This is a genomic window from Ekhidna sp., from assembly GCF_965227465.1.
Taxonomy (GTDB): Bacteria; Bacteroidota; Bacteroidia; order Cytophagales; family Cyclobacteriaceae; genus Ekhidna.
This window is the reverse complement of sequence record NZ_OZ245746.1, coordinates 134,582-160,617: the sequence shown is the minus strand read 5'-3', so window position 1 is coordinate 160,617 and position 26,036 is coordinate 134,582. Positions and strand designations below refer to the sequence as shown.

19 protein-coding genes are annotated in these 26,036 nt (G+C 39.0%); 4 read left to right on the top strand and 15 right to left on the bottom strand.

The genetic code is table 11. From position 1 onward, the window contains the following. The first annotated feature begins 16 nt into the window (after positions 1 to 16). A complete protein-coding gene (locus ACO05G_RS00755; RefSeq protein ID WP_421764245.1) occupies positions 17 to 628 on the top strand; it encodes an aminotransferase class IV in 612 nt (203 codons plus the stop codon). On the opposite strand, the gene ACO05G_RS00750 is transcribed toward ACO05G_RS00755, so the two are convergent. From ACO05G_RS00750 to ACO05G_RS00710, 9 genes are all read right to left on the bottom strand, one after another. Continuing rightward, on the bottom strand, positions 600 to 1,856 hold the full coding sequence (locus ACO05G_RS00750) for a CHASE2 domain-containing protein (RefSeq protein WP_421764244.1): 1,257 nt from the start codon (positions 1,854 to 1,856) through the stop codon (positions 600 to 602). The genes ACO05G_RS00755 and ACO05G_RS00750 overlap by 29 nt on opposite strands. A 40-nt stretch (positions 1,857 to 1,896) precedes the next feature. Continuing rightward, complete coding sequence (locus ACO05G_RS00745) at positions 1,897 to 2,907, bottom strand: hypothetical protein (protein WP_421764243.1); 1,011 nt, start codon at positions 2,905 to 2,907, stop codon at positions 1,897 to 1,899. Positions 2,908 to 2,952: 45 nt separating this feature from the next. Continuing rightward, on the bottom strand, positions 2,953 to 3,552 hold the full coding sequence (locus ACO05G_RS00740) for a hypothetical protein (protein WP_421764242.1): 600 nt from the start codon (positions 3,550 to 3,552) through the stop codon (positions 2,953 to 2,955). Further along, positions 3,542 to 4,084, bottom strand: coding sequence for an RNA polymerase sigma factor (locus tag ACO05G_RS00735; protein ID WP_421764241.1), 543 nt, complete (start codon positions 4,082 to 4,084; stop codon positions 3,542 to 3,544). Before ACO05G_RS00735 ends, ACO05G_RS00740 begins: the two co-directional genes overlap by 11 nt. A gap of 179 nt (positions 4,085 to 4,263) precedes the next feature. Further along, positions 4,264 to 4,515: an ATP synthase F1 subunit epsilon gene (atpC, locus tag ACO05G_RS00730; protein ID WP_348280150.1), complete on the bottom strand. Its 252-nt coding sequence runs from the start codon at positions 4,513 to 4,515 to the stop codon at positions 4,264 to 4,266. 113 nt (positions 4,516 to 4,628) lie between these two features. Then, a complete protein-coding gene (gene atpD / locus ACO05G_RS00725) occupies positions 4,629 to 6,137 on the bottom strand; it encodes a F0F1 ATP synthase subunit beta (RefSeq protein ID WP_421764240.1) in 1,509 nt (502 codons plus the stop codon). Positions 6,138 to 6,223: 86 nt separating this feature from the next. Continuing rightward, positions 6,224 to 7,441 carry a sensor histidine kinase gene (locus tag ACO05G_RS00720; RefSeq protein WP_421764239.1) on the bottom strand — a complete coding sequence of 406 codons (1,218 nt, stop codon included), beginning with the start codon at positions 7,439 to 7,441 and terminating at the stop codon, positions 6,224 to 6,226. A gap of 35 nt (positions 7,442 to 7,476) precedes the next feature. Further along, complete coding sequence (locus ACO05G_RS00715; RefSeq protein ID WP_421764238.1) at positions 7,477 to 8,793, bottom strand: ABC transporter permease; 1,317 nt, start codon at positions 8,791 to 8,793, stop codon at positions 7,477 to 7,479. Between the two features lie 22 nt (positions 8,794 to 8,815). After that, positions 8,816 to 9,739, bottom strand: coding sequence for an ABC transporter ATP-binding protein (locus ACO05G_RS00710; RefSeq protein WP_421764237.1), 924 nt, complete (start codon positions 9,737 to 9,739; stop codon positions 8,816 to 8,818). 281 nt (positions 9,740 to 10,020) lie between these two features. Between ACO05G_RS00710 and ACO05G_RS00705 the strand changes: the two genes are divergently transcribed. From ACO05G_RS00705 to ACO05G_RS00695, 3 genes are read left to right on the top strand one after another with little or no spacing between them, the layout of a single operon-like run. Continuing rightward, the gene (locus ACO05G_RS00705; protein ID WP_421764236.1) at positions 10,021 to 10,599 is read left to right on the top strand and encodes a lysophospholipid acyltransferase family protein; all 579 of its coding nucleotides are present in this window, start codon (positions 10,021 to 10,023) and stop codon (positions 10,597 to 10,599) included. Positions 10,600 to 10,607: 8 nt separating this feature from the next. Further along, a complete protein-coding gene (gene gatC, locus ACO05G_RS00700; RefSeq protein WP_421764235.1) occupies positions 10,608 to 10,895 on the top strand; it encodes an Asp-tRNA(Asn)/Glu-tRNA(Gln) amidotransferase subunit GatC in 288 nt (95 codons plus the stop codon). A 2-nt stretch (positions 10,896 to 10,897) separates the two neighbouring features. After that, positions 10,898 to 13,480 carry a tetratricopeptide repeat protein gene (locus tag ACO05G_RS00695; protein WP_421764234.1) on the top strand — a complete coding sequence of 861 codons (2,583 nt, stop codon included), beginning with the start codon at positions 10,898 to 10,900 and terminating at the stop codon, positions 13,478 to 13,480. A gap of 64 nt (positions 13,481 to 13,544) precedes the next feature. On the opposite strand, the gene ACO05G_RS00690 is transcribed toward ACO05G_RS00695, so the two are convergent. The 6 genes from ACO05G_RS00690 to ACO05G_RS00665 form a co-directional block, all read right to left on the bottom strand. Continuing rightward, entirely contained in the window at positions 13,545 to 14,222 is a 678-nt protein-coding gene (locus ACO05G_RS00690) for an energy transducer TonB (protein ID WP_348280142.1), read from the bottom strand. Positions 14,223 to 14,329: 107 nt separating this feature from the next. Next, a complete protein-coding gene (gene gcvH / locus ACO05G_RS00685; RefSeq protein WP_348280141.1) occupies positions 14,330 to 14,704 on the bottom strand; it encodes a glycine cleavage system protein GcvH in 375 nt (124 codons plus the stop codon). A gap of 56 nt (positions 14,705 to 14,760) precedes the next feature. Further along, complete coding sequence (gene sprA, locus ACO05G_RS00680; RefSeq protein WP_421764233.1) at positions 14,761 to 21,888, bottom strand: cell surface protein SprA; 7,128 nt, start codon at positions 21,886 to 21,888, stop codon at positions 14,761 to 14,763. A gap of 25 nt (positions 21,889 to 21,913) precedes the next feature. Continuing rightward, on the bottom strand, positions 21,914 to 22,507 hold the full coding sequence (gene ruvA, locus ACO05G_RS00675) for a Holliday junction branch migration protein RuvA (protein WP_348280139.1): 594 nt from the start codon (positions 22,505 to 22,507) through the stop codon (positions 21,914 to 21,916). Beyond that, the gene (locus tag ACO05G_RS00670; protein ID WP_421764232.1) at positions 22,504 to 24,786 is read right to left on the bottom strand and encodes an NADP-dependent malic enzyme; all 2,283 of its coding nucleotides are present in this window, start codon (positions 24,784 to 24,786) and stop codon (positions 22,504 to 22,506) included. The genes ruvA and ACO05G_RS00670 overlap by 4 nt, the downstream gene beginning before the upstream one ends. Before the next feature lie 85 nt (positions 24,787 to 24,871). Continuing rightward, on the bottom strand, positions 24,872 to 25,957 hold the full coding sequence (locus ACO05G_RS00665) for a DUF4837 family protein (protein WP_421764231.1): 1,086 nt from the start codon (positions 25,955 to 25,957) through the stop codon (positions 24,872 to 24,874). Between the last annotated feature and the right edge of the window lie 79 nt (positions 25,958 to 26,036).

Genomic DNA, 26,036 nt, shown 5'->3' with positions numbered 1-26,036 from the left:
AGGGAGACAGAAAACTATGAGATTCATTGAAAGTATACTTTTAAAAGATGGAGAGTACCAAAACTTACAGCTACATCAGTCTAGGATGGATGAGGTATTTAATAGACACCATTTGAAAAATGCATCTCATAACCTCAATGATATACTTCCTGACTTAAAAATGAATGGTACCTTCAAGGTTAGACTTGTATACGATATGGATTCTGAGGATGCTGAATATGACATTGAATTTTCAGAATACCACCCTCGTAAAATTAAAACTCTGGAAGTAGTTAGTTCACCGCCTTTCGACTACTCGATGAAATTTGAGGATCGGTCAGAAATAAATAAATTGGTCAAATCTTCAATGGCAGATGACATCATCATTGGAATAGACAACCACCTAACTGATGGGTCATACTTTAATCTGGCTTTTTGGGATGGAGAAGAATGGCTCACGCCGGACAGCTATTTGCTAAATGGTGTGCGGAGACAGCAACTATTAAATGAATTGAAAATCAAAGAGACCGCCATTAAAATTCATGACTTGAAAAATTTTGAAAAGATCAGTTTAATCAATGCCATGATGGACTTAGGAGAGTTAGAGTTGCCTATATCGGCTATTGATATTCCCAAAAACGACGGTTGATTTTAAAAACTTCTTTCCGACGCTCTTTTGAAAATAGATTTTTAACAACTCCATGATAAACTTCCAATGAATCCCCTGAGAGTGCGATGACGATCATTGATAGCGTAAAATCAGCTTTATAATTAAAAACCAACAGAAGATAAATCATTAACGTGGCAAGTCCTGCAACTTCAATCAATTGGAAGATCTTAGTAATTCCATCATACCATCTGGGCATAGCTCCATAAATGATTTTGAAGAGGAAAACATTGAACAGACAGAAAAATATAGCAAGGGCTATTTGAGCTTTTTCAGACATCTGATCAATGGGCTCATCATCCAAAATCTGGGAGACAATATTGGCATGAACGACTCCCCCGAACATATCATTTTTAGCCTTCCCAACATAATTTTCATTCATCGGGGTGAAGTAAAAATCCTCAGTAGTTTCTGTGTCACCAATGTATTTCCCTAAAAAACACATAATGACAATTTTGTCTTTAAAAAGATCCTCAGTGAAGTTTTCATCAATCACATCATATACATCTAGTGCGAAATACTTCATTCCATATTGGGCTGAAGAAAAGCTGATAATGTTTCCTTTATAATTAACGACTTCTAAATCGTTTCCTCTAGCTAAGAATTTCTCTGTCATTGCTGAATCATACGCATAGGCCAACCGTACCGGGAAAGAATATCGTGTCTCTCCAGCTACCATTTCATAAGGAGTAAACTCCCGACACATCTTTAAATCTTCTTGAGTTCTTGCATCTGTAATCATATTGACATACCCTAATGCTGACTCTTGTACGATATGGTCTTCAGGCTTGATGGTCGTTTCAAACTCTCCCAATTCCTCATTGTAGTTAATTAGTTTCTCCCCAATGATAATATTTGGTGTTTCAGATAAAACCCTTGTGAGCGCGCTATCCTCAGGCCATTCTTTCGGAGCATCCAGCATAACATCCAGTCCTATAACTTTCGGATTGTATTTATTAATTATCTCGATTTGACGTGCTATTCCTTCTCTGGGTATTTCACCAATATTCACTATCACGATTCGCTCATCTGCAATGGGATCATCCTGTAGCTGAGAGAATACGATATCGGTCAATTCAAAGTCTGAAAACATTTCACCTATTGGATCAAATGCATCAAATATTTTCAAAAAAGTAAGCGAGGCAAATGCCCCCATAATTCCGAAAATGAATAGGGAGCATAAGATGGTGTCGGTGATGAATCGTTTCATCCACTAAAAATAATTCATCACCGCATTTTTCAGAAATGGATTAAAACGACAAACCAAATTTCAGCGCTGGAATTACTTGCTTAAAGTCATCTGTGAAAATAAGTTCAGGGGTGAAGTTGATCTTTGAGTCTCTGCGCTCAGTATAAAGCGAAACCTTATATGTATTTCCTTTATAAAAATTCCCGTTTTGTTGAATTAAAGCTCCAATACCTGCTCCTATTTTGTATTGATCAGAAAACTCAATAGAAAAGAATCCCGTGAGAAATCCATTGATATCCAAATCGTATTCTTGCTCAGGTTTTCTCTCAAAGAAGTATTGTTGTGTGTACAAGAAGCCAAATTGAAGATCTTTATTTCCTAATCTATCGGGAAAATTAACCGCTAGCTTGAAGCTGAGATCCGGTACGAATCGATCTCTATAAAAACCAATTCCTACTCCTGCCGAAAGCTCCAGGTTGTCAAGCTTTATGGGGCCGCCTTTCGTCGGATCCAAATTGGCATTTCCGTATTTAAATACTCCGGTTCCCGTGTATAGATTCCTTTTACCTTCATTTTCAAATTTCTGATCTATTTGGTCCCATACTGACTCAACACTAAGCTCTTTGATTGACTGTAATTCTGATAGATCATTTATTGAAAAAGTGATAGACATTTTAGGTTGATAAATCACAAAGTCTATTCGATTAGAAAGCACCTCCTTCATCCCATCATTTCCAATTAAGTAAACATCCGCTTTACTTTTTAAAGGTTCAACACTCACTTGTGCAAGTTCCTCATCTTCCTTTTTAACCTTTTGATAGGAAACAACAATCCCGCTTTGATTAGATGAAGATTCAACAGCTGACTCCATCACATTTAATATTGATGCCCAGAGGTCATCTGTCAAGTAATCTTCTTTGTTACTCATGCGATAAAAAGAGAAAATAACCTCAACTTGAGCATCCGTCTTCATCCTAAGCGTATCCGGATATGGATTTTCTACATGCTGTGCTTTTGCTAAAAAAGTACTGAGTAGGAGCATCCCTACGACTAATATTTTATTCGTTTTCATAGTCTATTTTATTTAATCTTTGAACTCAATAGTGACTATACCACACTAATTATTTGAACCTTCAAAGAGTTTGATTTTTACAGATTGATTATTGAATTGTAAAGGCTGAGAAGAGGTGTGCAGCTGAGCTCTCACTGTAACCTTCTTCTCTTTTTCAATCGAAGGCCTCCCGAGACTGGCTTGAATGATCGAAATATCTTTTGATGAAAAAACGGACTTATTTCTTTCATTTTGAACTGGCTTGATAATTGGCTTCAGTAATAATTTAACTGAAGCCACTTCGGCCAATGCTGGTGAAACACCTTTCCGACTCACACGATTGGGAACTATTGCTGTCCTTTTCTCATGACTCTGCACCGGTATTTCAACAACTTTTTTCTCAATCACCACAGGTTCCAAATCATTTATAATCGCTCCTGTGTCAGTGATCATTGACGGATAGGTGCTGGTTTCTTTTAAAAGACCAATAGGTAATATGGTAAATCCTATCAGAAAACATGCTGCAGCTATCCACCAGTTCGCGTATGCCCTCTTAGAGCCAAGTCGTTGATCCAGAGCTGACCACACAGCAGCATCATCAAATTCAAATCCCAAATCATGCTGGGAGATATTATCCAATTTTTCTGAAAGTTTACTACGAACCATAATCCTGATTTTTTCCAATTAAATGATCTCTCAAAAGCTTCTTCGCCTTAAATAACTGCGACTTGGAGGTGCCAATGGATACACCTAGTTTATCCGATATTTCCTGATGAGAATAGCCTTCTATTTCGAACAGATTAAAAACCGTCCTATATCCAACCGGAATTGACCGAATCAATTTCAATAAATCTCTAGTCTCCAACTCTTCCAAAGGAGAAACATCTACTTCCTTATCTAAATCTTCATTGATGGCTAAGATTTGAATCTCTTTATTCTTTCTTAGCTTCATCAGTGCCTCGTTAATCATAATTCGCTTCACCCACCCGAAAAATGCACGCTCATTTTCATAAGTAAATTTTTTCAAATTCTTAAATACCTTATGGAACCCTTCCAATAACACATCTTCCGCATCTTCCGTATTTTTCATATACCTAATGCAGACTCCCATCATAGGCGCATTAAGCCTCGTATAAAGTTTCTGCTGAGATACACGATCCCCCGATTTGCTTTTATCTATTAAGTCTTTGGTGTTCAAGTGAAGCATTTGGTAGTAGAATGCGATTAAATAGCAGAAGGTTGTCCGCAGCTAAATTTTATTGAATAATAAGTTAGATCAGCTTTTCAGGAAAATCTGAATTTATCAGTTAAAGCTTGTTAAACAAAAAAAGCCATCCGCTGTTAGCAGATGGCTTTTAAAACTCTTTGTTCTATTTCTTATTCGGAAATAATTTTTTCGACAAGTACATTCACTTTGTTATTCATTACCTCAACTACTCCTCCTTCAACAAGTATATGAACTTCCTTCTCCTTTTCTTGCTGATAACGAATATCCCCTTTGCCCAGTGTAGAGACCATTGGAGCGTGATTGTTTAAAAGCTGGAACGAACCATCGCTTCCGGGAAATGATGCGCTGACCACTTCTCCTTCAAATACTTTCTCGTCTGGTGTTACTATTTCTAGAAACATAATTTTATTTTATTTCCTCTCTTAACCCCTCCAAAGGGTGATGATAAATTTATCCTTGAGATGAACTGTATATAGAAATCAATCCGTCTCAAATATTTCCTACCACGTAGTGGTTAGGCGTTTGCTTCAGCCATCAGCTTTTCACCTTTCTCGATCGCTTGCTCTATTGTACCCACAAGGTTAAAGGCTGCTTCCGGCAGGTGGTCTAACTCACCATCCATGATCATATTAAATCCTTTGATTGTGTCTTTGATATCAACCAATACTCCTTGAAGCCCTGTAAACTGCTCAGCCACATGGAAAGGCTGTGAAAGGAATCTTTGTACCCTTCTAGCTCTATGTACTACTTCCTTATCCTCGTCAGAAAGTTCATCCATTCCAAGAATAGCAATGATATCCTGAAGCTCTTTATATCGCTGAAGAATTTCTTTTACTTGTTGTGCGCAATCATAGTGCTCATCACCAAGGATATCTGCACTCAAAATTCTTGAAGTAGAATCCAATGGATCCACTGCTGGGTAAATACCTAGCTCAGCAATCTTCCTTGAAAGTACAGTCGTAGCATCCAAGTGAGAGAATGTTGTAGCTGGTGCCGGATCAGTCAAGTCATCCGCTGGTACATAAACCGCCTGTACAGAGGTAATTGATCCTCTCTTAGTGGAAGTAATACGCTCCTGCATCAGCCCCATTTCTGTAGCCAATGTTGGCTGGTAACCTACCGCTGAAGGCATACGACCAAGAAGGGCCGATACCTCAGAACCCGCTTGGGTAAATCGGAAGATGTTATCTACGAAGAAAAGAATGTCTTTCCCTTTTCCCTCGCCATCACCATCTCTATAATGTTCAGCAACTGTAAGTCCTGACAATGCTACCCGCGCTCTTGCCCCAGGAGGTTCGTTCATCTGACCGAATACGAAGGTTGCTTTAGAACCTTTCAGTTTTTCTTTATCTACTTTAGACAGATCCCATCCGCCTGCTTCCATGGATTCTTTAAATTCTTCACCGTAATCAACAATACCGGCTTCAATCATCTCACGGAGAAGGTCATTACCTTCTCTTGTTCGCTCACCAACACCTGCAAATACAGACAAACCACCGTGCCCTTTTGCAATGTTGTTGATCAATTCCTGAATCAATACGGTTTTACCAACACCTGCACCACCAAATAGACCAATTTTACCTCCTTTGGCGTAAGGCTCAATCAGATCAATTACTTTAATACCTGTGAATAGTACTTCAGTGGCTGTTGATAGATCCTCAAAAGGTGGGGCATCTCTGTGAATAGACATGCCATTGGTATTGTCTATCTGCTCCATGCCATCAATGGCTTCACCTACTACATTAAAAAGACGACCTCTGATTGCCTCACCGGTAGGCATTTTGATAGGAGAACCTAGGTCAACAACTTCGGTTCCTCTTTGAAGACCGTCTGTTCCTTCCATTGCGATGGTTCTCACCGCTTCTTCACCCAAGTGCTGCTGCACTTCCAAAATTACTTCTGTCCCGTCTGGACGAGTCACTTTAAGAGCGTCCATGATGTTTGGAAGCTTTGATCCTTCGGCGCTAAAGCTCACATCTACTACCGGACCAATAACCTGGGTTACTTTACCTGTATTTGCCATTATTCCTGTGGTTATATTTAATGGGGTTGTTTGAAATTTGGTGCGAAATTAAAGGAAAAAACTATAAGGAAAAAGGGATTTTGAGTTCATCCATTCAGGTATATTCGGAAAGTTGTTCCCTTATTAGTTTCTGACTGTTTTACAAAAATCTTTCCTGAGTGATATTGTTCTATAATTCGCTGAGCGAGCGTTAGTCCAAGTCCCCATCCCCTCTTTTTTGTCGTATATCCGGGCCGAAACACATTTTTGATTTTTGATTTTGAAATACCTTTACCTGTGTCCTGAACATCTACTGCAATTCTGCCCTCATTTGCTTTGAGAATACTTATATGAATCGAGCCTTTTCCATCCATAGCATCCGCGGCGTTTTTACAAAGATTTTCTATTACCCATGCAAAAAGTGACTGATTTATAAGAGCTCCAATGTCTCTATTTGGAAATGCTGAAACTGTTATTGTGATTTTAGTAGAAAGTCTCTTTTGTAGATAAATCACAATTTCATCAATGACATCAGCAATATTCATCATGGTCAATTGGGGTTCGCTTCCAATACTTGAAAAGCGATCGGTAATAACTTTTAATCGGTCAACATCCTTATCAAACTCAATTAAAACATCCTGCTGATCTTTATACAATCCTTTAAAATATTCTGACCATGCCATTAAAGAGGACAGTGGTGTACCCAGCTGATGGGCCGTTTCCTTTGCCAAACCAACCCAAACCCGGTCCTGCTCAACTCTTCGCATATAATTAAGCACCAGAAAGGTGATAATCCCAAATAAAGCAATCACCGACAGTTGGATGTAGGGATAAAACTTTAGTTGGCTAAGCAAAAATGAGTTTTTGTAGAATATATATTTATATCCATAGATATTGTCCTGGTCATCCTTTAGCGTCACTTCAATAGGTGGATGATCCTCTTTCATCAATTCAATCTCCTTTTTCAAAAAACTATTTCTTTGATCTTCCGAATCAATTTTATCTACCCTATCAAGGTTACGGTAGTCTTCAGGATTTTCATTCTCATCAGTGAGGATCACCGGGATTGAGTTATTCGCAGCGACAATCTCATCTAATATCAAAAAGAAATTTACGTTTTCACTTTCATTTGCCAGGAACTCCAAGGAACTGGCATATATCTCGATTTGCCTTTGCTCCCTAACTCTAATTTGATCCACTAGGCTATTGGTGTAATAGATTGATCCGAAACTTATAAATACAGCAAACCCCACTACGAGCCACTTTAAGTGGGGTCGTAGTGGGGCCAATGTATTGCCTGTTGCTTCTTTAAACTTCTTTTTCAAGAGTGATCGTTTAGTTAAAAATAACCACGATCAGTTTAATTCTTTTGCATGAGCCACTTTGCTAGTATTTTGTAATTGACTTTAGCACCGTGCATTAGGATTCCAATTCGGTAAATTCTTCCTGCCAGCCAAAGTGTGAATATAAATCCACCTACCAGTAGCACCATACTAAGAGCAATCTCCCAGGCAGGCACTCCAAAGCCAATTCGACCCATCATTACAATTGGAGATGTGAATGGGATAATAGATAGCCAAAAACTGACAGATCCATGGGGATCATTAAACACGAACATAAATAATCCCATAAGACCCACGATAATCGGCATCATGATCGGCATCATAAATTGCTGTGCATCTGCAGGAGTATCCACGGCTGAACCAACTGCTGCGAATAATGCACCATACAACAAGTATCCTCCAAGGAAGTAGAAAACAAATAACAATACAATCTGGGTAATTGGAATATCACGTATGATTGTCATGATCTCCTGAACCTTTTCATTTGCCTGCACAGCAGAGGCTTCATTGCCTGCACCCTGCACCATCTGTGCTGTTTCAGCAGGATCCATGCTCAAACCAAAGGCGGCCATTCCGGCAAAGGATATTACACTCATCAAAATCATCCATATCAGGAATTGAAAGATTCCCACAGAAGCGACTCCAACAACCTTACCGATCATCATATGGAAAGGGCGCACAGTAGAAACAATTACTTCCACTATTTTACTATTCTTCTCTTCAATCACTCCCTGCATCACCTGAGCTCCATAAGCAAACAGGAATATGTAAATCAAGAATCCCATCACATATCCGATTCCGAATGTGAAGCCTGCATCACTTTTCTTCTCGTCTCCAGTTTCGGAAATATTGAATGAATCAATACTCACATAGGTCTTTAATTGATCCAATTGCTCTTCAGTAAGTCCGGATCTAGTGAGTTTAATGTCTCTGATTTGTGCCTCAATATTGTTTTCAAATCGATCTACCAAATTCACTCCCGGACTAGTCTTTGCATAAAACAAAACTCCTTCCGGATTATCTATATCAATGTCTGGGATGTAGATAAGAGCAAAATCATCAGATTTACTAAATCCATCTTTCGCGGTTTCCAGTGGACCTTCGACTGACTGGTAAGAATATCGATCAGAGTCTTCAAAATTGATAAGTCCGCTTTCATCCAGTACCCTAACAATCTCAGTCTCTTTATTTTTCTCGTTTTGAATAGCTAGGTAAACCATCCCACCAATTATTGCTGGAAATATCAATGGTACGAGAATAGTAGCAAGTAAGAAGGACTTCTTCTTTACTCGGCTCATAAACTCTCTCTGTATTACTAAAAGTATCTTGTTCATCTTAATGTCTTTTTTTGGTGATTTAGGCTTCAACTAATTCCGGATTCTCCTTTACGAGAGAAATAAATATGTCATTCATACTTGGAATTCGCTCTAAAAATGAATGTATCTCGACTTGTCCTATTAACTGCTTTAAAAGGTCATTTGGATTTCCGTCAGCTGAATATTGAATAAGAGATCGTTTCAGTCCCCTTCCAATCTCCTCCGTTTCAAGGAGTTGAAAACCTGTACCTGACTTTAATTCACCTTCTTTGTATTCGACATTATAGGTCCCATCACGGAATTTCTCTTTGATCTCAACTTTTGAACCATCAAGTATCTTTTCAGATTTGTGGATCATGGCCACATGATCACATAGCTGTTCAACTGATTCCATTCTATGAGTAGAGAAAATGATCGTAGCACCTTTATTTCTTAGTTCGAGAATTTCGTCCTTAATCAGGTTAGCATTAACGGGATCAAATCCAGAGAACGGTTCATCCAAAATGATCAGTTTTGGCTCGTGCATGACCGTGGCTATAAATTGGATCTTCTGAGCCATCCCTTTTGACAGGTCCTCCACTTTTTTACCCCACCAGTCTATGATATTAAGTTTTTGACACCAGGCTTTTCCTCTTTTTGATGATTCTTTCATAGAAAGACCTCTGAGCTGGCCCAGATAGACAAGCTGTTCACCAACTTTCATCTTTTTATACAAGCCACGTTCTTCTGGCAAGTAGCCAATATTTCTGATGTGCTCAAGATTTAAAGGAGCTCCATCAAATAGAATGGCTCCTTGATCTGCTTCAATTATTTGATTAATAATTCTTATTAGCGTTGTTTTACCTGCTCCATTTGGACCTAAAAGTCCAAAAATGGTTTTTTCAGGAATCTCCATGCTTACATTGGCTAGTGCCTGATGTTCGCTATAAGATTTACTTATGTTTTCTACTTTTAATAAACTCACAGTGATTTCAGTTTAAGATCATTAGTGCACGAAACTATTAAAATATTACACAGCCCTTGTATTTTTTTCTACTGACTGGATTTTGCGACTAATTTAGTGGCTTAATTGCGTACCTAACCGGCAATATGATTTTGAGACGTTTTTATTCGATTTGGGCAATTTTCTCGATGGCCTTCTTTTTCTTTATACTCATTATTCCAATGATTCTAATGGTGCCATTCAAGCCGCTTCATAGAGTTGCTCTTAAAATAAATTGTATTTGGGCATGGTGTTTTTTGAAAATGGCATTTATCCCGGTTGAAAAAGAGTGGAGATTCAAACTTGATAAGAAGCAGCAATACATATTATGTGCCAATCACTTCTCTTATCTAGATATACCCATTCTGGGTTTATTTCCAATGGCTTTCAAGTTTGTGGGTAAAAGTTCATTGGCTAAAATTCCTCTTTTTGGATATATGTACCGTACACTTCATATTACGGTAAATCGATCCAGCTATAGAAGCAGAGCAAGAAGTTTGGTAAAGGCAAGAGAAGAAATACAAAAAGGTCATAATCTGGGATTTTTCCCTGAAGGTGGGATCAGACTTGAAAAATATCCGGATATGGTAGATTTTAAAGATGGGGCTTTTAAGCTGGCAGTTGAAAATAATGTCCCCATTATACCCGTTACTATGCCAGACAATTACCATATTCTTCCAGACGATGACCTGCTTAACATTAGAAGAAAAAAATGCCGAATCATCTATCATGAACCTATATGGCCGAGTGATAATGGGGACGAACAGGTAAAGCAACTAAAAGAAGAAGTTTTTCGTGTGATTCAAACCGAACTAACAACAGCTGACGCTAACGATATCTAAATACTTTTATGAGAATTACAAAAGCGATTGTTCGAAAAACAGCCCATCTAGCTCGTTTGCATTTTGAAGAAGATAAGGAGAAGCAAATGATCCAAGATTTGCAGCAGATGGTGGACTGGGTCGAAAAGCTTAACGAGGTGAACACTGATGGTGTGGAGCCGTTGACGAATATGTCATATGAATTAAATACTTATCGTGAGGATAAGGAAGCATCGCATCTACCCAGAAATAAAGTTTTCAAAAATGCTCCTAAACATAACTCTGAATACTTCAGAGTTCCAAAAGTCATCAAGTAATCGTGAGTACTACCTTTAAAAAAATCTTCACTGGAATATTTCTAGCTGGTTTGATATCCATGCTATGGGCACACCATCTAGGATATGATAGTTCCATAGATTGGGAAGTTACAACTACCGGGGAAGTCATTCAATTTCCAGCATGGAAGATGGAATCTAATCTCATGACTCATGAAATTAGTGGAGAGAAGTATTTGCTTCAGGAAAATTATTCTGGAAGTGAGATAAAACGAGACTTATCTACCGACAGTGTATTGCTAGGAATCATTTGGATGGGATTATGCCTATTTCTTGTCGCAACTACCTATCTAAAAAGATATGCCTTTTTTGCTGTCGTGGCACTCTTTGCAGTTCTTCTAAATCGATTGAATCTTTTTGAGATCGGTTTGTTTGGATTACAATCCAAACTCATCATTCTTATCCCATTTATTCTGCTGATTACGCCATTGGTAATCTTTCATGAATATAAAAAAAATACTCCTCTACTCATTAGAATAATTACGTTGATTACGTTGAGTGGAGTAATCCTCTTTGGCGTAAATAATTCACAGCTCTTTGTTGATCACATCATTGCAAACTCGCTCTTCAGCTTCAGCATATGTGGCCTTATATTTTTATTTATCATTTCCGAAGAAATCGTCTTTAGCATTTTATATGTGATTACTTCTGGAAAAGGTGGGAAGAGTAATCACCTCCACTTTTTAGCTCTTTCATTGATCTATTTAGGGAATCTAATCCTTTATTATCTCAACAAATCCGGCCTCTATGAAAACAGCTTTTTCTTTTTTGACCCATTCATTCTTTTAGCAATCACTTCGATTGTAAGTCTTTGGAGCATGAAATTTAAAGCAGGGTTCTTATCGAAGTTCTTAGATAACCCAACGCTATTTCTAATTACTTTTAGTTTGGGAATCATTACTTTATTCTTCCTTTCTTCTCAAATGATTCGAGGAAATGATGCGGTTTATCAAGCCTTTCATTACTTTATTTTGTACTTCCACATTGGTTTTGGAACGCTTTTCTTCCTCTACATTATTGGTAATTTCATTGATCCGCTTATCAAGGGTTTTGAAGTTCATAAAATCGTCTATCGAGAGAGAAATTTTCCATATTCGAGTGCTCGGTTAGGAGGGTTCTTTGCTATTCTGGCTTTTTATTTTTTGGCGGGCCAAGAACCATATAACCTGCTAAGATCTGGTTATTATAATTACCTGGCTGTTGAAGCTAAAACTGAAGAAAATGATTTACTTGCAAAAGAATATACCTTGCAAGCCAGCTATTTGGGGTATAATACCCATTATGCCAATTACGACTTGGGATTGAGAGAAATGGAAAGGGGAGATGAATACCCTGCCAAAATCTATTTCCATAGCGCATCACAAAGATTTCCCTCAGATTATGCACTTGTCAACTACGGAAATCTTGATGCCGAAATCAATCCCAATAAAGTCCAGGCGATCTACGAAGAAGCGCTTCGTACATCTTCAAGTGGTGAATTAGAAAACAACCTCGGTGTTCTACTTCTTGGAAAAGGGCAATTAGAACAATCACTTGCGTATTTTGAAGAAGCAAATAAAGTAGACGAATGGAACAATGCTCCTCTCATAAACAAATGGCATGTTTATAAAAGATTAGAGGTAATTGACTCCTCCTCTCTCTCCGAAGACTATTTAAATGGGAATTTTGGTGTTAGAAGCAATATGCTAACTACGCAATCAAAGGAATTGGAGCTTGGGTTTGAGTTTGAAAATTTGGAAAATGCAAAACCTCTTCATAGACAGTCCTACCTACTCAACAGTGCTACATTATTCAACCATGACTCTATAGAAGCATTTACAAGGAGAGAACTTGAAAATTCATCTGATGGGACTTTTAATTTTCGGCTTAGAAAAGCTTTGGCTATACATCTTTATAATAAAGGTGAAATCAATAAGGCATTTCTAATGCTTGATTATTTGCAAGCTAACTCACACCAATTTTTTAAGGGTGAGTACCTAAATGCCTTAGGTAAGTTCGCTTTGGATCAGGAAGCATATCAATTGGCTTTAGATTTTTTCGAACGAGCACTCGAGGTTAAACATAATGAGTCTCTATTTGGAAAAATAGACGCACTAGCACATCTGAGGAGATCCAATGAGATTCCAGGAATACTTTTGAAAAGTTTAAAGAAAAACCCGGAGCTAACAGATCAGTCAAATATTGTTTTGGCAAAGCTTGAGTCTTTCCAAGTTCTCGAAAATCGAAAAAGAGACATTCCACTTCTCGATTCACTTGATGAAAGGGCGTTAGTCAAGCTGGGAAGAATGAATGCATTCCATGAAGATCAGGTAATTGCTGTTGTTGAGACCCTTAATCAAAAAGGAATGTCAGGCGGTTACGAATTGTTAGTTGATGCGACAGAGATAAATCCATATAGCATCAAACTACTCAAGAAATATGCACTTATTGCTTTGGATTGGAATCTGATTGAATATGCTGACCAAACACTTCAAAAACTTGAAACACTTCAATCACCTGAAGATTATAATTCTTTCACCAAACAATATTTCGCTAAAAAAGAGGAGCTGGAGGACAGTTCATGGTAGCATGATAAAATAAAAAAAGCCTCTTGAAATTCAAGAGGCTTTCTATATTATAATTTCTATCTATTTAGTTCGCAAACTTGAATAGAATATTCTGAATCATTTTTTGTCGTACAGGCTTTCCTCTTTGCTTTCCAGGCTTCCATTTTGGAGACTCTTTAAGCACTCTTACCGCTTCTTCATCACATCCAGCTCCGATTCCTTTTACAACATGGATATCAGTAAGTGTTCCATCTCGCTCCACTACAAACTGCACGAACACTCTGCCTTCAATACCCATACGCTGTGCTTGTCTTGGATACTTAAGCTCTTTCTTTAAGTACTCGTAGAAAGCAGTAATTCCACCTGGGAAAGAAGCAGATTCTTCTACAATTGTAAAAATCTCATCTACGTTCTCCTCTTCCGGAGCTTCTTCGAATACAATTTCTTCTACTACTGTCTCTTCTGTAACCTCAACATCAAGTTCAACTTCAATTTCTTCCTCGATTTCTTCCTCATCCGGAACTTCGATAATCTCAGGAACTTGAACTTTTGGAGGTGGGGGAGGTGGTTGCTCGGTAGGTGGAATATCGATGATATCTTCAAAGTCATCATCCACGTTTCCTAGGTCCATAAGACCAGTATCATCATATGACCTCCACTCGAAAGCCACAATCACCAACAATAAGCTGGCCGCCATTCCAATATTCAGGAACATACCTGACTGTCTGGATAGGTCTATTTTTGGATTTTTTTTCGGTTCCATATTCCTTCTTTTATGAAGTTGAACATCAAATATATGCCCTTCAAATTTTATATACCAAAAGGACGAAGGTATTTACGCTATTAAAGCAAAAAACATTCCAAAATTTCCTATCCTCCGACTTCTGCCTTATAATCTTCGGCTGAAATCAAGTGGTCTCCCTGATCAGAAATTTTTATCTTAATCATCCATCCCTCTCCGTAGGGATCACTATTCACTACCTCAGGATTTGATTCAAGTGCATCATTTATTTCGATCACCTCACCGGAAAGAGGCATAAAAAGATCTGATACTGTTTTTACTGCTTCAACTGTTCCAAAAACTTCACCTGCATCAAGTGACTCGCCTTCGGTTTCAATTTCTACATATACAATATCTCCTAATTCACCTTGTGCAAAATCGGTAACACCAACAGTAGCGATATCACCTTCTATTTTTACCCATTCGTGATCTTTGGTATAATGTAAATCTGATGGAATGTTCATTTGGTTAAATGGTTTTGATAATAGCAGCCAAAAATAAACCTTAGAATGGAACTCCCCTACTGTGCGAGACCAAATCTTAACTGAACACCAAATGCAGTCGTCGCGCGCTTATATGAACTAAGCACTTTTGGGTCAGTCACATTTCTTTCCATATAAAAAGTGAAATCAAGCTGATTATTGATTTTATAAGTAATTGTGGGTCTTACTTGCCAGGTTAAATTTCCATTGGTAATCGTGCTACTGTCGTTAATTTTTCTCTGCACAGTTTTACTATCTCTTACTGATGCTGCAACTCGCATGGTTAAGTCGTTTTCCAAAGTCACAGTTCTTCCCTGAAACTTCCAAGGTAACTTGAAACCTACTTTTGAGTACCCAATATCAAGAGTTACGTCATTATTTACCGTTTCGGTAACCTGTGCATTGGACATATTTAGCGCCAGGTTTCGACTTTTCCGGAATTCCAATCTTGTAGAAATATTATTCTTTGTTCGCACATTGAATCCGATCAAAGGCACAAATTGCTCTGAAATCATTACCTGATTAATGATGTAAACAGGAACCAACCTCCCAGTGCTATCGTCCTCTGCTAACGGATAATTAAGTATGTCATTTTGAAGCCCTATTTTATCCACACCATATTCCAAAGAATTTGTAAAACTTGAAACGCTATAGGTCGAATTATAACCATGCGAAACAGTGAAGGAAGAAAACAATTCGGAAAGAGCCGGAATATTAATCAGCCCTGTATAATCAAATCTCCAGTTTGGAAGCGGTGTTTTTGGGAAAGGTGTAAGAGATACATCATTTACGTTTTGTCCTGAATAGGCAGCAAGGAAAGAAGGAATTAGCACATCTTGTGATAAGGTATCATATTCACCATCAGTATTGATTCGATTTAATCTTTCACGAATCTCAATTAGATTTTGCTCGAACTGGCTGAACGCATCCGATGAGTTTTCAGGACCATCTTTTTGAAACGCCGTATTAATGGTTAAGTATGATATCGAATAACTGCCGCTTCTCGAAGGTGTCAAGGTTTCAAACCCTCCCGTCTCATTGAACCGAAATATTTCTTGATATTGATTATTCAACCCTCGATTCCAGGTCAATTGTACCCTTAAGTCTTTAGCCGGTTCAAAGTCTGCCTTAACATCAATATCCGTACCGAACGTTTGTTTGAATTGTGAGTTTAAATTTTCATTTTCAACTAACCATCCACTTGTAGCCGCTTTTTGCTTAATCCCAGGATCCTGACTACCCAATATGAACTCAAAACCAGGTGCATCAAACTCATCATCCAGACCAAGTAAAAAAGCGTTTGGTTTGAATCCAGGCAAAGTAGTGCTTTCATTGATGTTATATGTTCCGTTTATGGACTTTAACATCATAAGAAATCGCAATGCACTATTACCCGGACTGACTGACTCCCCTCTGGCAGGAGGATCATTCGCATTTTTAAGGAAAGTGACTTTATTGTAAAGTTTATTCATATCAACTCTACTTGTAAATCCAATTGTGCGTTGGTTGTTAATGGTGTTACCAAAGAAAAGATCAATTTCCTCTCCCTCATCGTCAAAAAGTGGAGTCCCATCTTGACCTCCCTGATCGATGGCACCTGCAATCCAGCCATAGCCTACTGAATACCGCGAATCGGCACTTAACCAATCGGTAAATGGTAACTTATCCAATGGGAGAGAATAGTTGAGTTGTAAGCTCTGACTGAAATTCTTCATTCGACCGAGAGAGAAAATTTGATCCCAGATAAAGTCTCGCTCAGCTTTAGTATTGATGTCGCCTTCAATTATTCCACTTGGTTCATCTATCAGTGCATTTGCTGTTGCACCATATGTAAAACCAAGACTCTTGGTGATATCCCATCGTAGATTATAGTTTCTAGCAAAAGAGAAGGTTCTTTCGTAAAAAATCTCATCTTTTTCATCTAAGGGCTCGAGGTTGTCATCATAATAAATAATCGACCTAAAATCTCTTCTCAGATTGGTGGAGAAGGAAAAATTTGTTGGTATTGGAGAAAAATTGAAGTCTTTGATAAGTGCAAAATAGGGTGAGCTCAATTTCTCCGATTCACCGAATGGTTCAATACTTAAAGCAGCTGGCGAATAATTATAGTTCACACCTCCGCTCACCGTCTTATTCAATAATGTTTGGGTGTTTACATTACTTGAAATTCGATCACTGTAGGCATAGCTAAAAGACAAATTCTCAACATCATAAATATGACTTCTCGCATCCGGATTCACTTTTTCCTTTCGGACATTTGTAAAGTTGATACTCCGCCGTGTCGTTCGGTCCTCTACAATTCTTCTATATTCTTCCCGCTCCTGAGAACTATCAAAAGCCTCCAGGGATGCTTCCAAAGGGACATCTGGATCCAGTGGATCAAACTGGGGTGTGATTCTAGTTTTTTCATAGCTAACAAACATTGGTACGACGAGCCCGGTCTTATCTGGTCTTAGGAATTTTTCCAGATTCAAATTTGCAGATATATCATACTGCCTGGTCTCAGCTCTTGATCGCTCTGAGATACGTTGTTGAATTCCTCCAAAACCTATTGAAGTGTACCTGGTCGATGCGGAGATTGTTCCAAGGTCTGCAAGTTTGGTGCTTACTCTTGCGTTGGCTGCCCATCCTGCATTTGTGTCAAAATCTGTCACCCTTAATTCGTTGGCCCAGATGCATACTGATTTTGGTGAGGTAGACTCATCTCCAGGATTTTTCACGCCAATCATCATAATCTTAACTGCGCTAATATCCGGTCGCCCCTTTACTGTGAAGGTATATTTTCCATCATTTGACGACACTGAGTAAGGAATATTTTCGTCCAGATTAGCCCTGTTTCTTTCAGATTTAATCCCCAGAAGCTCCTTTATAGAAATATCTATTTCATTTTGTTCTGGCCAAACCTGTCTTCTAATCTCCTCCTGCGAGCCTGAAACGTCGGGAGGCGTAATTACCAATGGGACTTCTATTTCATAGTAGTTTTCATCAAAATCTGTCCCCAAACGAATAAAAGCAGTCACTTCATCATCAAGAACCATATCATTATTATATGCTTCGGCATGAAAAAACATTTTCATCCGACCATAATTGATCAGATCATAGCTTACATTTTTATACACAGCCCTGGCATCTTTATCGTCAAGATCTTCCACACATACCTGGAGCGATTGTTCGTTGATTCTTCTGTTTTGAGGTGTAGTGTTATCAATATCACGGTCTAATCCAGGTGGGAGAACATACCGCACTCCACCTGTAGTTGACGTACTATTTTCTTCGATGCTAACAACTGAAATGGAAAAATCTGAAGTTTCAATATTTGGAATTGCATCTAATCCGGGCTCATTTAAAGCACTTTCGAACTTTCGCCACTGGCTTCCGACCAATCTCATTTGAGCGAAACGTAAGACTACAGGTTGACTCCAGTCAGTGAGGTACATCCGGATGTACTTAATGTTTTCAAATGAAGGGGTTCCCCGAGGGGTTCCTACGTTCTTTATTGGTATTCTAAAAAGATACCACGAGGATTCTCCATTCCCACTCTCAATTTGATCTACTATGTATTCGCTAAGTTCCAGATTTCCTCCATCCAGATTAGAAACACCTGGCTTTGGAGTAAGGTCAATTTCGTATTCAAAATATTCTTCCAAATCCGAAATGGTGTTATCCTGATTAATATCTTCATTATCAGGAAGAGTTGTTGAAGCGGGGATGAAGTCCCCTCCTCCTGCAGCTATTGGGGAGTTATTCTCCATCCCATTCCAATTTTTGTAGCGCCTAACTATGTCTGCGTCTGCATCCTGATCGTAAAAGGAATCAAGAATGTACCTGAAGTTATCTGCTGAAATATCAGTCTCTTCAGGGTTAAGGTTTAAGGTAATGTTATTCTGTTGGAGAATTAATGCTTCATCAGCGTCTGTCAATCCATCAATTCCTACATCCTGATTATCCCTTGCTCCCGGTGAATTTTCGAAAAAGTTAGTAAGATATTGATCTTGGGTAATTTGACCCCACGTAGTGATCTGACCTACATCACCATCGGCTGGTAAGCCGTTTTCAAATGCATGCATATCATCAGGAGCGATATCTTCAGACACGCTACCAAGATTAAAATATAGTTTTCCTCCACCTGTTTGCCGTGGGTTTCCATTGACAATTCCATCTTTTACAATCCCATTAACACCATCTATAAATGGATCCATCAGCCAAAATTCCAGGTACTCAATATTTGTTTTATTGAAGTTTACTTCATTCGTGATAGCCCGTGTGATACCTCCCCAGTTTTCTTCAGGGTTTGGTAATGTATTGTCTGGGTTAGTTTGTGGGTTATAATTGTACTGTCCTCTTTCGCTTGGGAAATAAGCTACATCAAAAATCGGCTCATTAAAGTTGACGATGGTTTGATCTCTTTGTCTGAAAATCTCCTGAGGTAAAACCGCCCGTTCATAATGGTTATCTAGATCAGAATCTGAAATAGTTGCAGGTCTGGCATTGCCCCCCGCCCGGTAGAAAATGCTGTTATCAACTGTATACCATGCAATTTTAGCCTTCTTGTAATTATAGCTCAACCCCTGATTTCCACTTTGTGCCTCAGGGAAAACACGAGGTGTTGCAGCCAGTTTCCAGGCCTGCCATCCCATGATGTTAATTGGTGTTATCGCATTTTCGAAATCATCGATATACGAGGTTCCTTCACCATTTACAATGTTACTTGTGCCCGGCTTTAACTGAGCTAATTCTGCATTAATGGTGATGGTGGAAGGCTCTTTTGTATTTACCATGGGCAGAGCATCCACCATTTTTGTAAGGAATCTTGATTCGTTCTGATAATTGATATCGAATCCGTATTTGGTATTACTGGTAGGCTCATTTCCCACAGCATATCTGGAGATTCCTCCCGGTCGTTCATTGAGATGGAGGACCGTAGCTCCAATATTGAAATTATCGTTAAATCGATAGTCAAATCGCGCCCCAGTCAACGTCCTGGTCTGAAAATTGAATAGATCCGCCTTTTCATAAGAAACCTGTAGTGTCTTGCCAGAACTGAGTATTCCTTCATTCAGTATCCTTACCCTTCCGAGGTTGTAGTCCACCGTATAATCAAGTCCTTCTGTAAGCGGAGTATTTCCGGCAGTAACGATTACAGACCCTTCTGCAATATTGATTCCTGGCAGTGTAATCTCACTTGAAGAACCCGCAGTTAGTAATCCTGAGATAACAAATTTATTTTTAGTTGCATTAAGCTCTGCAGTGGCTTTTGGTTCCTCATAAAGCTCATCGAAAACATATTTTTCTACCAGATTTCCCTCATCAGGATCAAACTGATTTTCTAAGGTTTGACCAAAGGGTTCCAGCACTGGAAATATGATATTGCCATTTTGTGGATCGATGGTAAATCCCTCGATAAAATCGAAATTTCCATCTGGCTGCCTGTCTCCATTTGGATTCAATCGATCCAAACCGAAAACTTCAACCAATGGCTCATCTTTTAATTTCCTTCCTTCATGAAGGGAAGGGTTGTCCTGACCTGTAGCATCATCCCGATAAATTATCCGAAGTTGAAATCCTTCCTGACCTACCTGGGCAGCATTCAAGCTGTAAATATTCTTCATCATGAGGTCCCAGGTTGGTACCTCTGTATTTATCTTATTCGGACGAATAAGTTTTAAATAAATCACCTTGTCATCAGATCTACTCTGATAGTCCTCAGTTAACTCTCCCACTTTATAGGCGGTCCCGTCAAACGTGTATTCATAGGCAACTGCTAAGATTTCATCGCTTTGCAGGCTTCTAGTAAGTGTGATGTAACCGAGCTCACGATTAATCTTATATTCTGATTCTTCTAGTTTTCTGGCGGTCGTCACTTTTACATAATCGACTGAGCTTTCAAATGAAGGGAAGGTGGCATTGATATACTGATCTACCCCATCAGCTGATTGGGTTGTTAGATTTCCAAATAGATCATTTGCACTATTTCTGGTTGGACCACCTCTACCGGGTTGAACATTATCATCAGAACTGTAGATAACAGTTCCTTCACCTAAATCCATGAATCCAACAATATTCCGGGTTGTCTCCGTATCATTATTTCGATTAAGTACGTAAACCTCTGCCCTCGTCACATTTACCCCGGAGGTAGGTTGGGGAAGTGTAGCAAGCCATCTTTCATAATTGTCTCTAAAAAAGTGACCTAGAAAAAAGTGTCTGTTTTCCTCATAATCTGCAGCCTGAACTTCGAACTCTCGTCCTTGAAATCCACTTTCAATGGTTAGCGTTTCATTTCTACCCCGCTGCTGTGACAATACTGTGGTCACGTACAGTTTTCCGAACTGCAACTCGGCTTTAATACCGAATAAAGACTGAGCTCCACTCATCAAAGAATTAGAAACCGGCATGCTTACATTACCAATCTCAATACGTTTGATAATATCCTCTTCATATCCTGTGTACTCGACCTTCAGATTGTTCTGGAAATCAAAAGTATTATTGTTATCAAAATTTGCTGTAATGGCTAATTTCTCCCCCACTTTTCCAACGACATTCATACTTATCTGCTGATTGAAGTTGAATGCTCCATTTTTTTGCTGTCTTAAGGGGATTGCGGGATTATCAATTCGCTGAAACCGGGCTCCAAAATCCAGATTTACAAATCCATTAGGTTGGATATCTACATAGCTCCCTCCAAAAATTCGATCAAAAACCGGGCTTATGTAAAGTCTGGGGATTAAGCTTCTGCCACTGACTGCACTCTCACCATCAAGTCCTGCGGATCGATCTTTGAAATATTCTCTGTTTAATTGAGAATTATTGTATCGATTGAATTCTTCAAAGGTCATAAATGAAGCTGGTCGAAAATCAAGCGATCCGATATTTTCATAAACCGAATAGGTTACCCCAGCATCATCTGAAGTTGTGTCCGGATTAAACCTAACCTGAAGATCGAGCTGGGATGGGTCTCTCAGGAAAAGAGGCGAACGTGAACTTCTAAAAGAGAAGGGGTCGCCAAATCGATAACTTGGTTGGTAGGTGGGTTTTTTACTTGGTTCATATGGTCCAAGTGTGTCCCCCCTGACCGTATCCTGTTCCTGAAGGTATCCTGCATATCCTTCTGAACAAAAACCCAGAATCAGAAAAGCAAAAAGGAATCGTATATGCAGATTTACTCTCAAAAAAAGCGCTTGTAGTTAGATTAGGTTATGACCGCTTTAGTGCTTGCTTGATTAATTCTTCAAGTTTAATCTCCTCTCCGTGTTCTTTCAAAATCTTATCAACAGTTTTTTCAGCTGCAGACTTATTTATTCCCAAAGTAGTCAAGGCTGATAACGCCTCAAAACGCAGTGTATTATCAAACCGTGGCTGAATTTCAACAGATTTATCAAGTAATCCTTCTTTTTTCATTTTATCCTTTAATTCAAGGATAATTCGTTGCGCAGTTTTTCCACCTATGCCCTTTACTGATTGGATGGTTTTGACGTCCTCTTGAATGATGGCCGCTTGTAATTCTTTTGCATCAAGGGATGACAATATCATGAGCGCAGTACTTGGTCCAACTCCATTTATGGAAAGCAAATCAAGAAATCTCTTCTTTTCTGATTTTTCATAAAAACCAAAAAGGGTGTGAGAATCCTCCTTTACATGAAGATAAGTCTGAATTAAAATATCTTCCTTATCCTTTACCTGAGAATAGGTGATGAGACTTATTTTTACTTCGTATCCGACACCTCCAACATCAACGACCAAATGGGTTGGGTCCTTGAATGCCAAACGTCCTTTTAAGTATGTAATCATAAGCCGTCTCTATTTTCCACGCCTGCGTCAACAACGGCAATCGCCACCATATTATAAATCTCTTTTACTGAGCTACCCAATTGAAGGACCTGAACAGACTTTTTCATTCCCATCAAAATAGGTCCGATAACTTCTGCTCCACCAATTTCCATTAAGGTTTTATAAGCAATATTTCCTGACTGAAGGTCAGGGAATATCAGTGTATTAACACTGTGTCCTTTCAGGTCACTAAATGGATAAAGTTCTTCAAGTAAGTTTTTATTTAGTGCCACATTCGCTTGAATTTCCCCATCTATTATCATGCTAGGCCATTTTTCTTTCGCTAGCTTAACTGCTTTTGCCATTTTCTGTGGCACATCTCCTTTCGCAGAGCCAAAGTTTGAAAACGATAATCCGGCAATTTTTGGCTCATAATCGAAGAACTTAACAGCGCGATGTGTTAAGCCAATTATTCCAACTAACTCTTCCGCAGTTGGATTCATATTAACCGTTGTATCCGCGAAGAAGTAGTTGCCTCGTGGAGTATTCATGATGTACATTCCAGCCACTTTATTAACACCCTCTTCCATTCCAACAATCTGTAGTGCTGGCGATACGGTTTTAGGATAGTCATTAGATAGGCCAGAGATGAGGACGTCCGCTTCACCTTTCTCTACCATCATCATTCCAAAGTACGTACGACTAGTCATGGCTTTGCGGGCCAAGTGCATAGTCATTCCCTTTCTGCGACGGATTTTTGTATACTCAGCAGCGTATTCTTCAACTTTATCTATATGCTCGTTTGGGTCGATGATATCGCAATCTTTAATTGCATCTAGTTCATGTTCCTCAATGAGGCCTTTTATAATTTTTTGTTTACCCATTAGAATTGGCGTACCAATGCCTGAATCGAGCGTCATTTGCGCCGCTTTCAAGATATTGACATGGTCAGCTTCCGCAAAGACTACTTTTTTAGGATTCTGTCGAGCACGATAGACAAATCTTGAAATCAATCGTTGATCCAATCCAACTCGTTCAAGTAATTCATCCTCATATTTTTTCCAATCCTTAATTTGGATTCTAGCCACACCAGTGTCCATGGCTGCCTTAGCTACAGCTGGAGAAATCGTGGTTATCAACCTTGGATCCATAGGTTTAGGGATCAGGTAATCACTCCCAAATTTGATACTTGCTTTTCCATATGCTTTAAGCACAATATCAGGAACCTGCTCTTTAGCCAGCTCTGCAATCGCTTTTACAGCAGCGAGTTTCATCTCTTCATTAATGGCGGTAGACCTTACATCGAGTGCACCTCTAAAGATGTATGGGAAACCAAGAACATTATTAACCTGATTTGGATGGTCAGAACGACCTGTGGCCATTACGACATCTTTCCGGGTTTTTATGGCCAGATCATAAGCTATCTCTGGATTAGGATTAGCCAATGCAAATACAATAGGATTGTCCGCCATAGATTTCAACATCTTGGGTGTTACCACATCTGCAATAGATAATCCGAGGAACATGTCAGCATCCTTCATCGCATCCTCAAGCGAATCTATTTTTTGCTTAGTTGCATATTTGGATTTGATCTCATCGAGCCCTTTTCTACTCTCATTGAGGATCCCTTTGCTGTCAGCCATGAGAATATGCTCTTTCTTAGCTCCCAAAGAGACATAAAGGTTGGTGCAAGCAATGGCTGCAGCACCTGCCCCACTCACTACGATCTTCAAATCCTCAATTTTCTTATCGACAACTTCTAAGGCGTTCAAAAGTGCTGCACTGGAAATAATGGCCGTACCATGCTGATCATCATGCATGATGGGTATGCTCATTTGCTCCCTCAGCGTTTGTTCTATTTTGAAGCTTTCAGGGGCCTTAATATCTTCAAGGTTGATACCACCAAACGTAGGCTCCAGCGACTTTACAATCTCTATGAATTTATCCGGATCTTGTTCATTAATTTCAATATCGAACACATCAATTCCAGCGAATTTTTTGAATAATACTCCTTTCCCCTCCATTACAGGCTTGGAAGCCTCAGGCCCAATATTTCCTAATCCTAAAACAGCGGTTCCGTTTGAAATAACACCTACTAGATTTCCCTTGGCAGTGTATTTGTAAACATCATCCGGATTTTCAGCAATCTCTTTGCATGGTTCAGCAACTCCTGGAGAATAGGCAAGTGCCAAATCATGTTGAGAACTCACCGATTTGGTAGAGTTTACTTCAATTTTTCCGGCTGGTTTATTTGAATGATATTCTAATGCTTCTTTAGGTCTAATCTTCGTTGTACTCATCCGCAATTGGTTAAAGTTGGATTGGACGATTGTCCAACCTTCAAAGGTCACCAACTAAAAAGGAATAAGCAATTATTCCGGAAGATTAAGAAGGATCTGGAGTGGTCGCAATATCACTCTTGGTTTTAAATGTGGATAAGATTGCTTCGAGTTCCCGAACAAGGTGTTTTTTTCTGGTTCCAGGAGAATCCACATAGCCTTCAATGTAATAAATCAGCCCCTCTTTTTCGTCAACAATTGTATAACTCAAAAAAGGACCCCCACGGGAATTGTCACTAATTTTCCATAGTCCTCTTGCCTCGACAGCAAAATGACCGTTGAAATTAACTCGCTCTGTGAAAACTGGAATAATTTCTTGTCGCTGTATATACACATCTGGGTTTTCCCCATCATAGAGATTCGTTTTAGTGACCTTATCCCTAAAAGCACCTATCTCGTTGAAGACCCCCTGATCGGTATATGGCTCGTAGTATATGAAAATGCTTTGCTCGGTTTCTGCATCCATTTTTCTCAACCAAACAAAATTTTTGAGATCTCGTGCTTTTTCCCAGCCATACGGAACCGTCAGCTCAATATTGTGACTTTCCTTAATTCGATTAGCTAATTGCTTTTTGGGGCTATTAAACAGTTTTTCTTTAATTGTTTCTCGTGCGGAAGTTTCAAAGAACTCTCGAATCTGCGATCTATTGTAATTGATTTTCTTAGCAAGCTGATCTTCTGTCGATGAGAAAAGAAACATCACCGTTTGTCCTTTGGCGAATAAGTCTCTTTGAGATCGCATAAACATGGAAGTATCTCGCTTAATTTGATTCAGGGATTGATCGGTAAAGAATTGCCGAAGCACTCGACTATCTGCTGTCTTGCTATCTAATGTCATAACAAAAACCATATTCTTGGCAGACTTAAGAACTGAATTCAGCCTTCGGGGATTGACCTTACTTACATTAAATAGCGACTCATCCTGAGGCAGTCCCAACATTGGAGCCATGAATGTTTTTTTCAATTCAGCAGAAAGACCAAGGGTATCTGCCCAAAGGGTTGAATCAACTACCAGAATGATTTCATCTGCTTCTCCTCTTGCGGTTGGAAGCATGTCTTTTCTTCTATTTTCCCTGGCCGCCTCACTGCAACTAAAAGTGATTGCGATGAATAGAAATATGTATTTGTACATTAGATATTATTTAAAATCCGGAACAAACCAAGCAAAAACTATTCCGTTCGATTAAAGCTGGTTACTTGAATCTGAAGAA

Excerpts from the sequence above, each read along its gene's own strand:
- ACO05G_RS00715 (WP_421764238.1), bottom strand. The coding sequence starts at position 8,793 with ATGAACAAGATACTTTTAGTAATACAGAGAGAGTTTATGAGCCGAGTA.
- ACO05G_RS00745 (WP_421764243.1), bottom strand. The coding sequence starts at position 2,907 with ATGAAAACGAATAAAATATTAGTCGTAGGGATGCTCCTACTCAGTACT.
- ACO05G_RS00665 (WP_421764231.1), bottom strand. The coding sequence starts at position 25,957 with ATGTACAAATACATATTTCTATTCATCGCAATCACTTTTAGTTGCAGT.
- ruvA (WP_348280139.1), bottom strand. The coding sequence starts at position 22,507 with ATGATTACATACTTAAAAGGACGTTTGGCATTCAAGGACCCAACCCAT.
- ACO05G_RS00690 (WP_348280142.1), bottom strand. The coding sequence starts at position 14,222 with ATGGAACCGAAAAAAAATCCAAAAATAGACCTATCCAGACAGTCAGGT.
- ACO05G_RS00740 (WP_421764242.1), bottom strand. The coding sequence starts at position 3,552 with ATGGTTCGTAGTAAACTTTCAGAAAAATTGGATAATATCTCCCAGCAT.
- atpC (WP_348280150.1), bottom strand. The coding sequence starts at position 4,515 with ATGTTTCTAGAAATAGTAACACCAGACGAGAAAGTATTTGAAGGAGAA.
- gatC (WP_421764235.1), top strand. The coding sequence starts at position 10,608 with ATGAGAATTACAAAAGCGATTGTTCGAAAAACAGCCCATCTAGCTCGT.
- atpD (WP_421764240.1), bottom strand. The coding sequence starts at position 6,137 with ATGGCAAATACAGGTAAAGTAACCCAGGTTATTGGTCCGGTAGTAGAT.
- ACO05G_RS00670 (WP_421764232.1), bottom strand. The coding sequence starts at position 24,786 with ATGAGTACAACGAAGATTAGACCTAAAGAAGCATTAGAATATCATTCA.
- gcvH (WP_348280141.1), bottom strand. The coding sequence starts at position 14,704 with ATGAACATTCCATCAGATTTACATTATACCAAAGATCACGAATGGGTA.
- ACO05G_RS00705 (WP_421764236.1), top strand. The coding sequence starts at position 10,021 with ATGGCATTTATCCCGGTTGAAAAAGAGTGGAGATTCAAACTTGATAAG.
- ACO05G_RS00755 (WP_421764245.1), top strand. The coding sequence starts at position 17 with ATGAGATTCATTGAAAGTATACTTTTAAAAGATGGAGAGTACCAAAAC.
- ACO05G_RS00750 (WP_421764244.1), bottom strand. The coding sequence starts at position 1,856 with ATGAAACGATTCATCACCGACACCATCTTATGCTCCCTATTCATTTTC.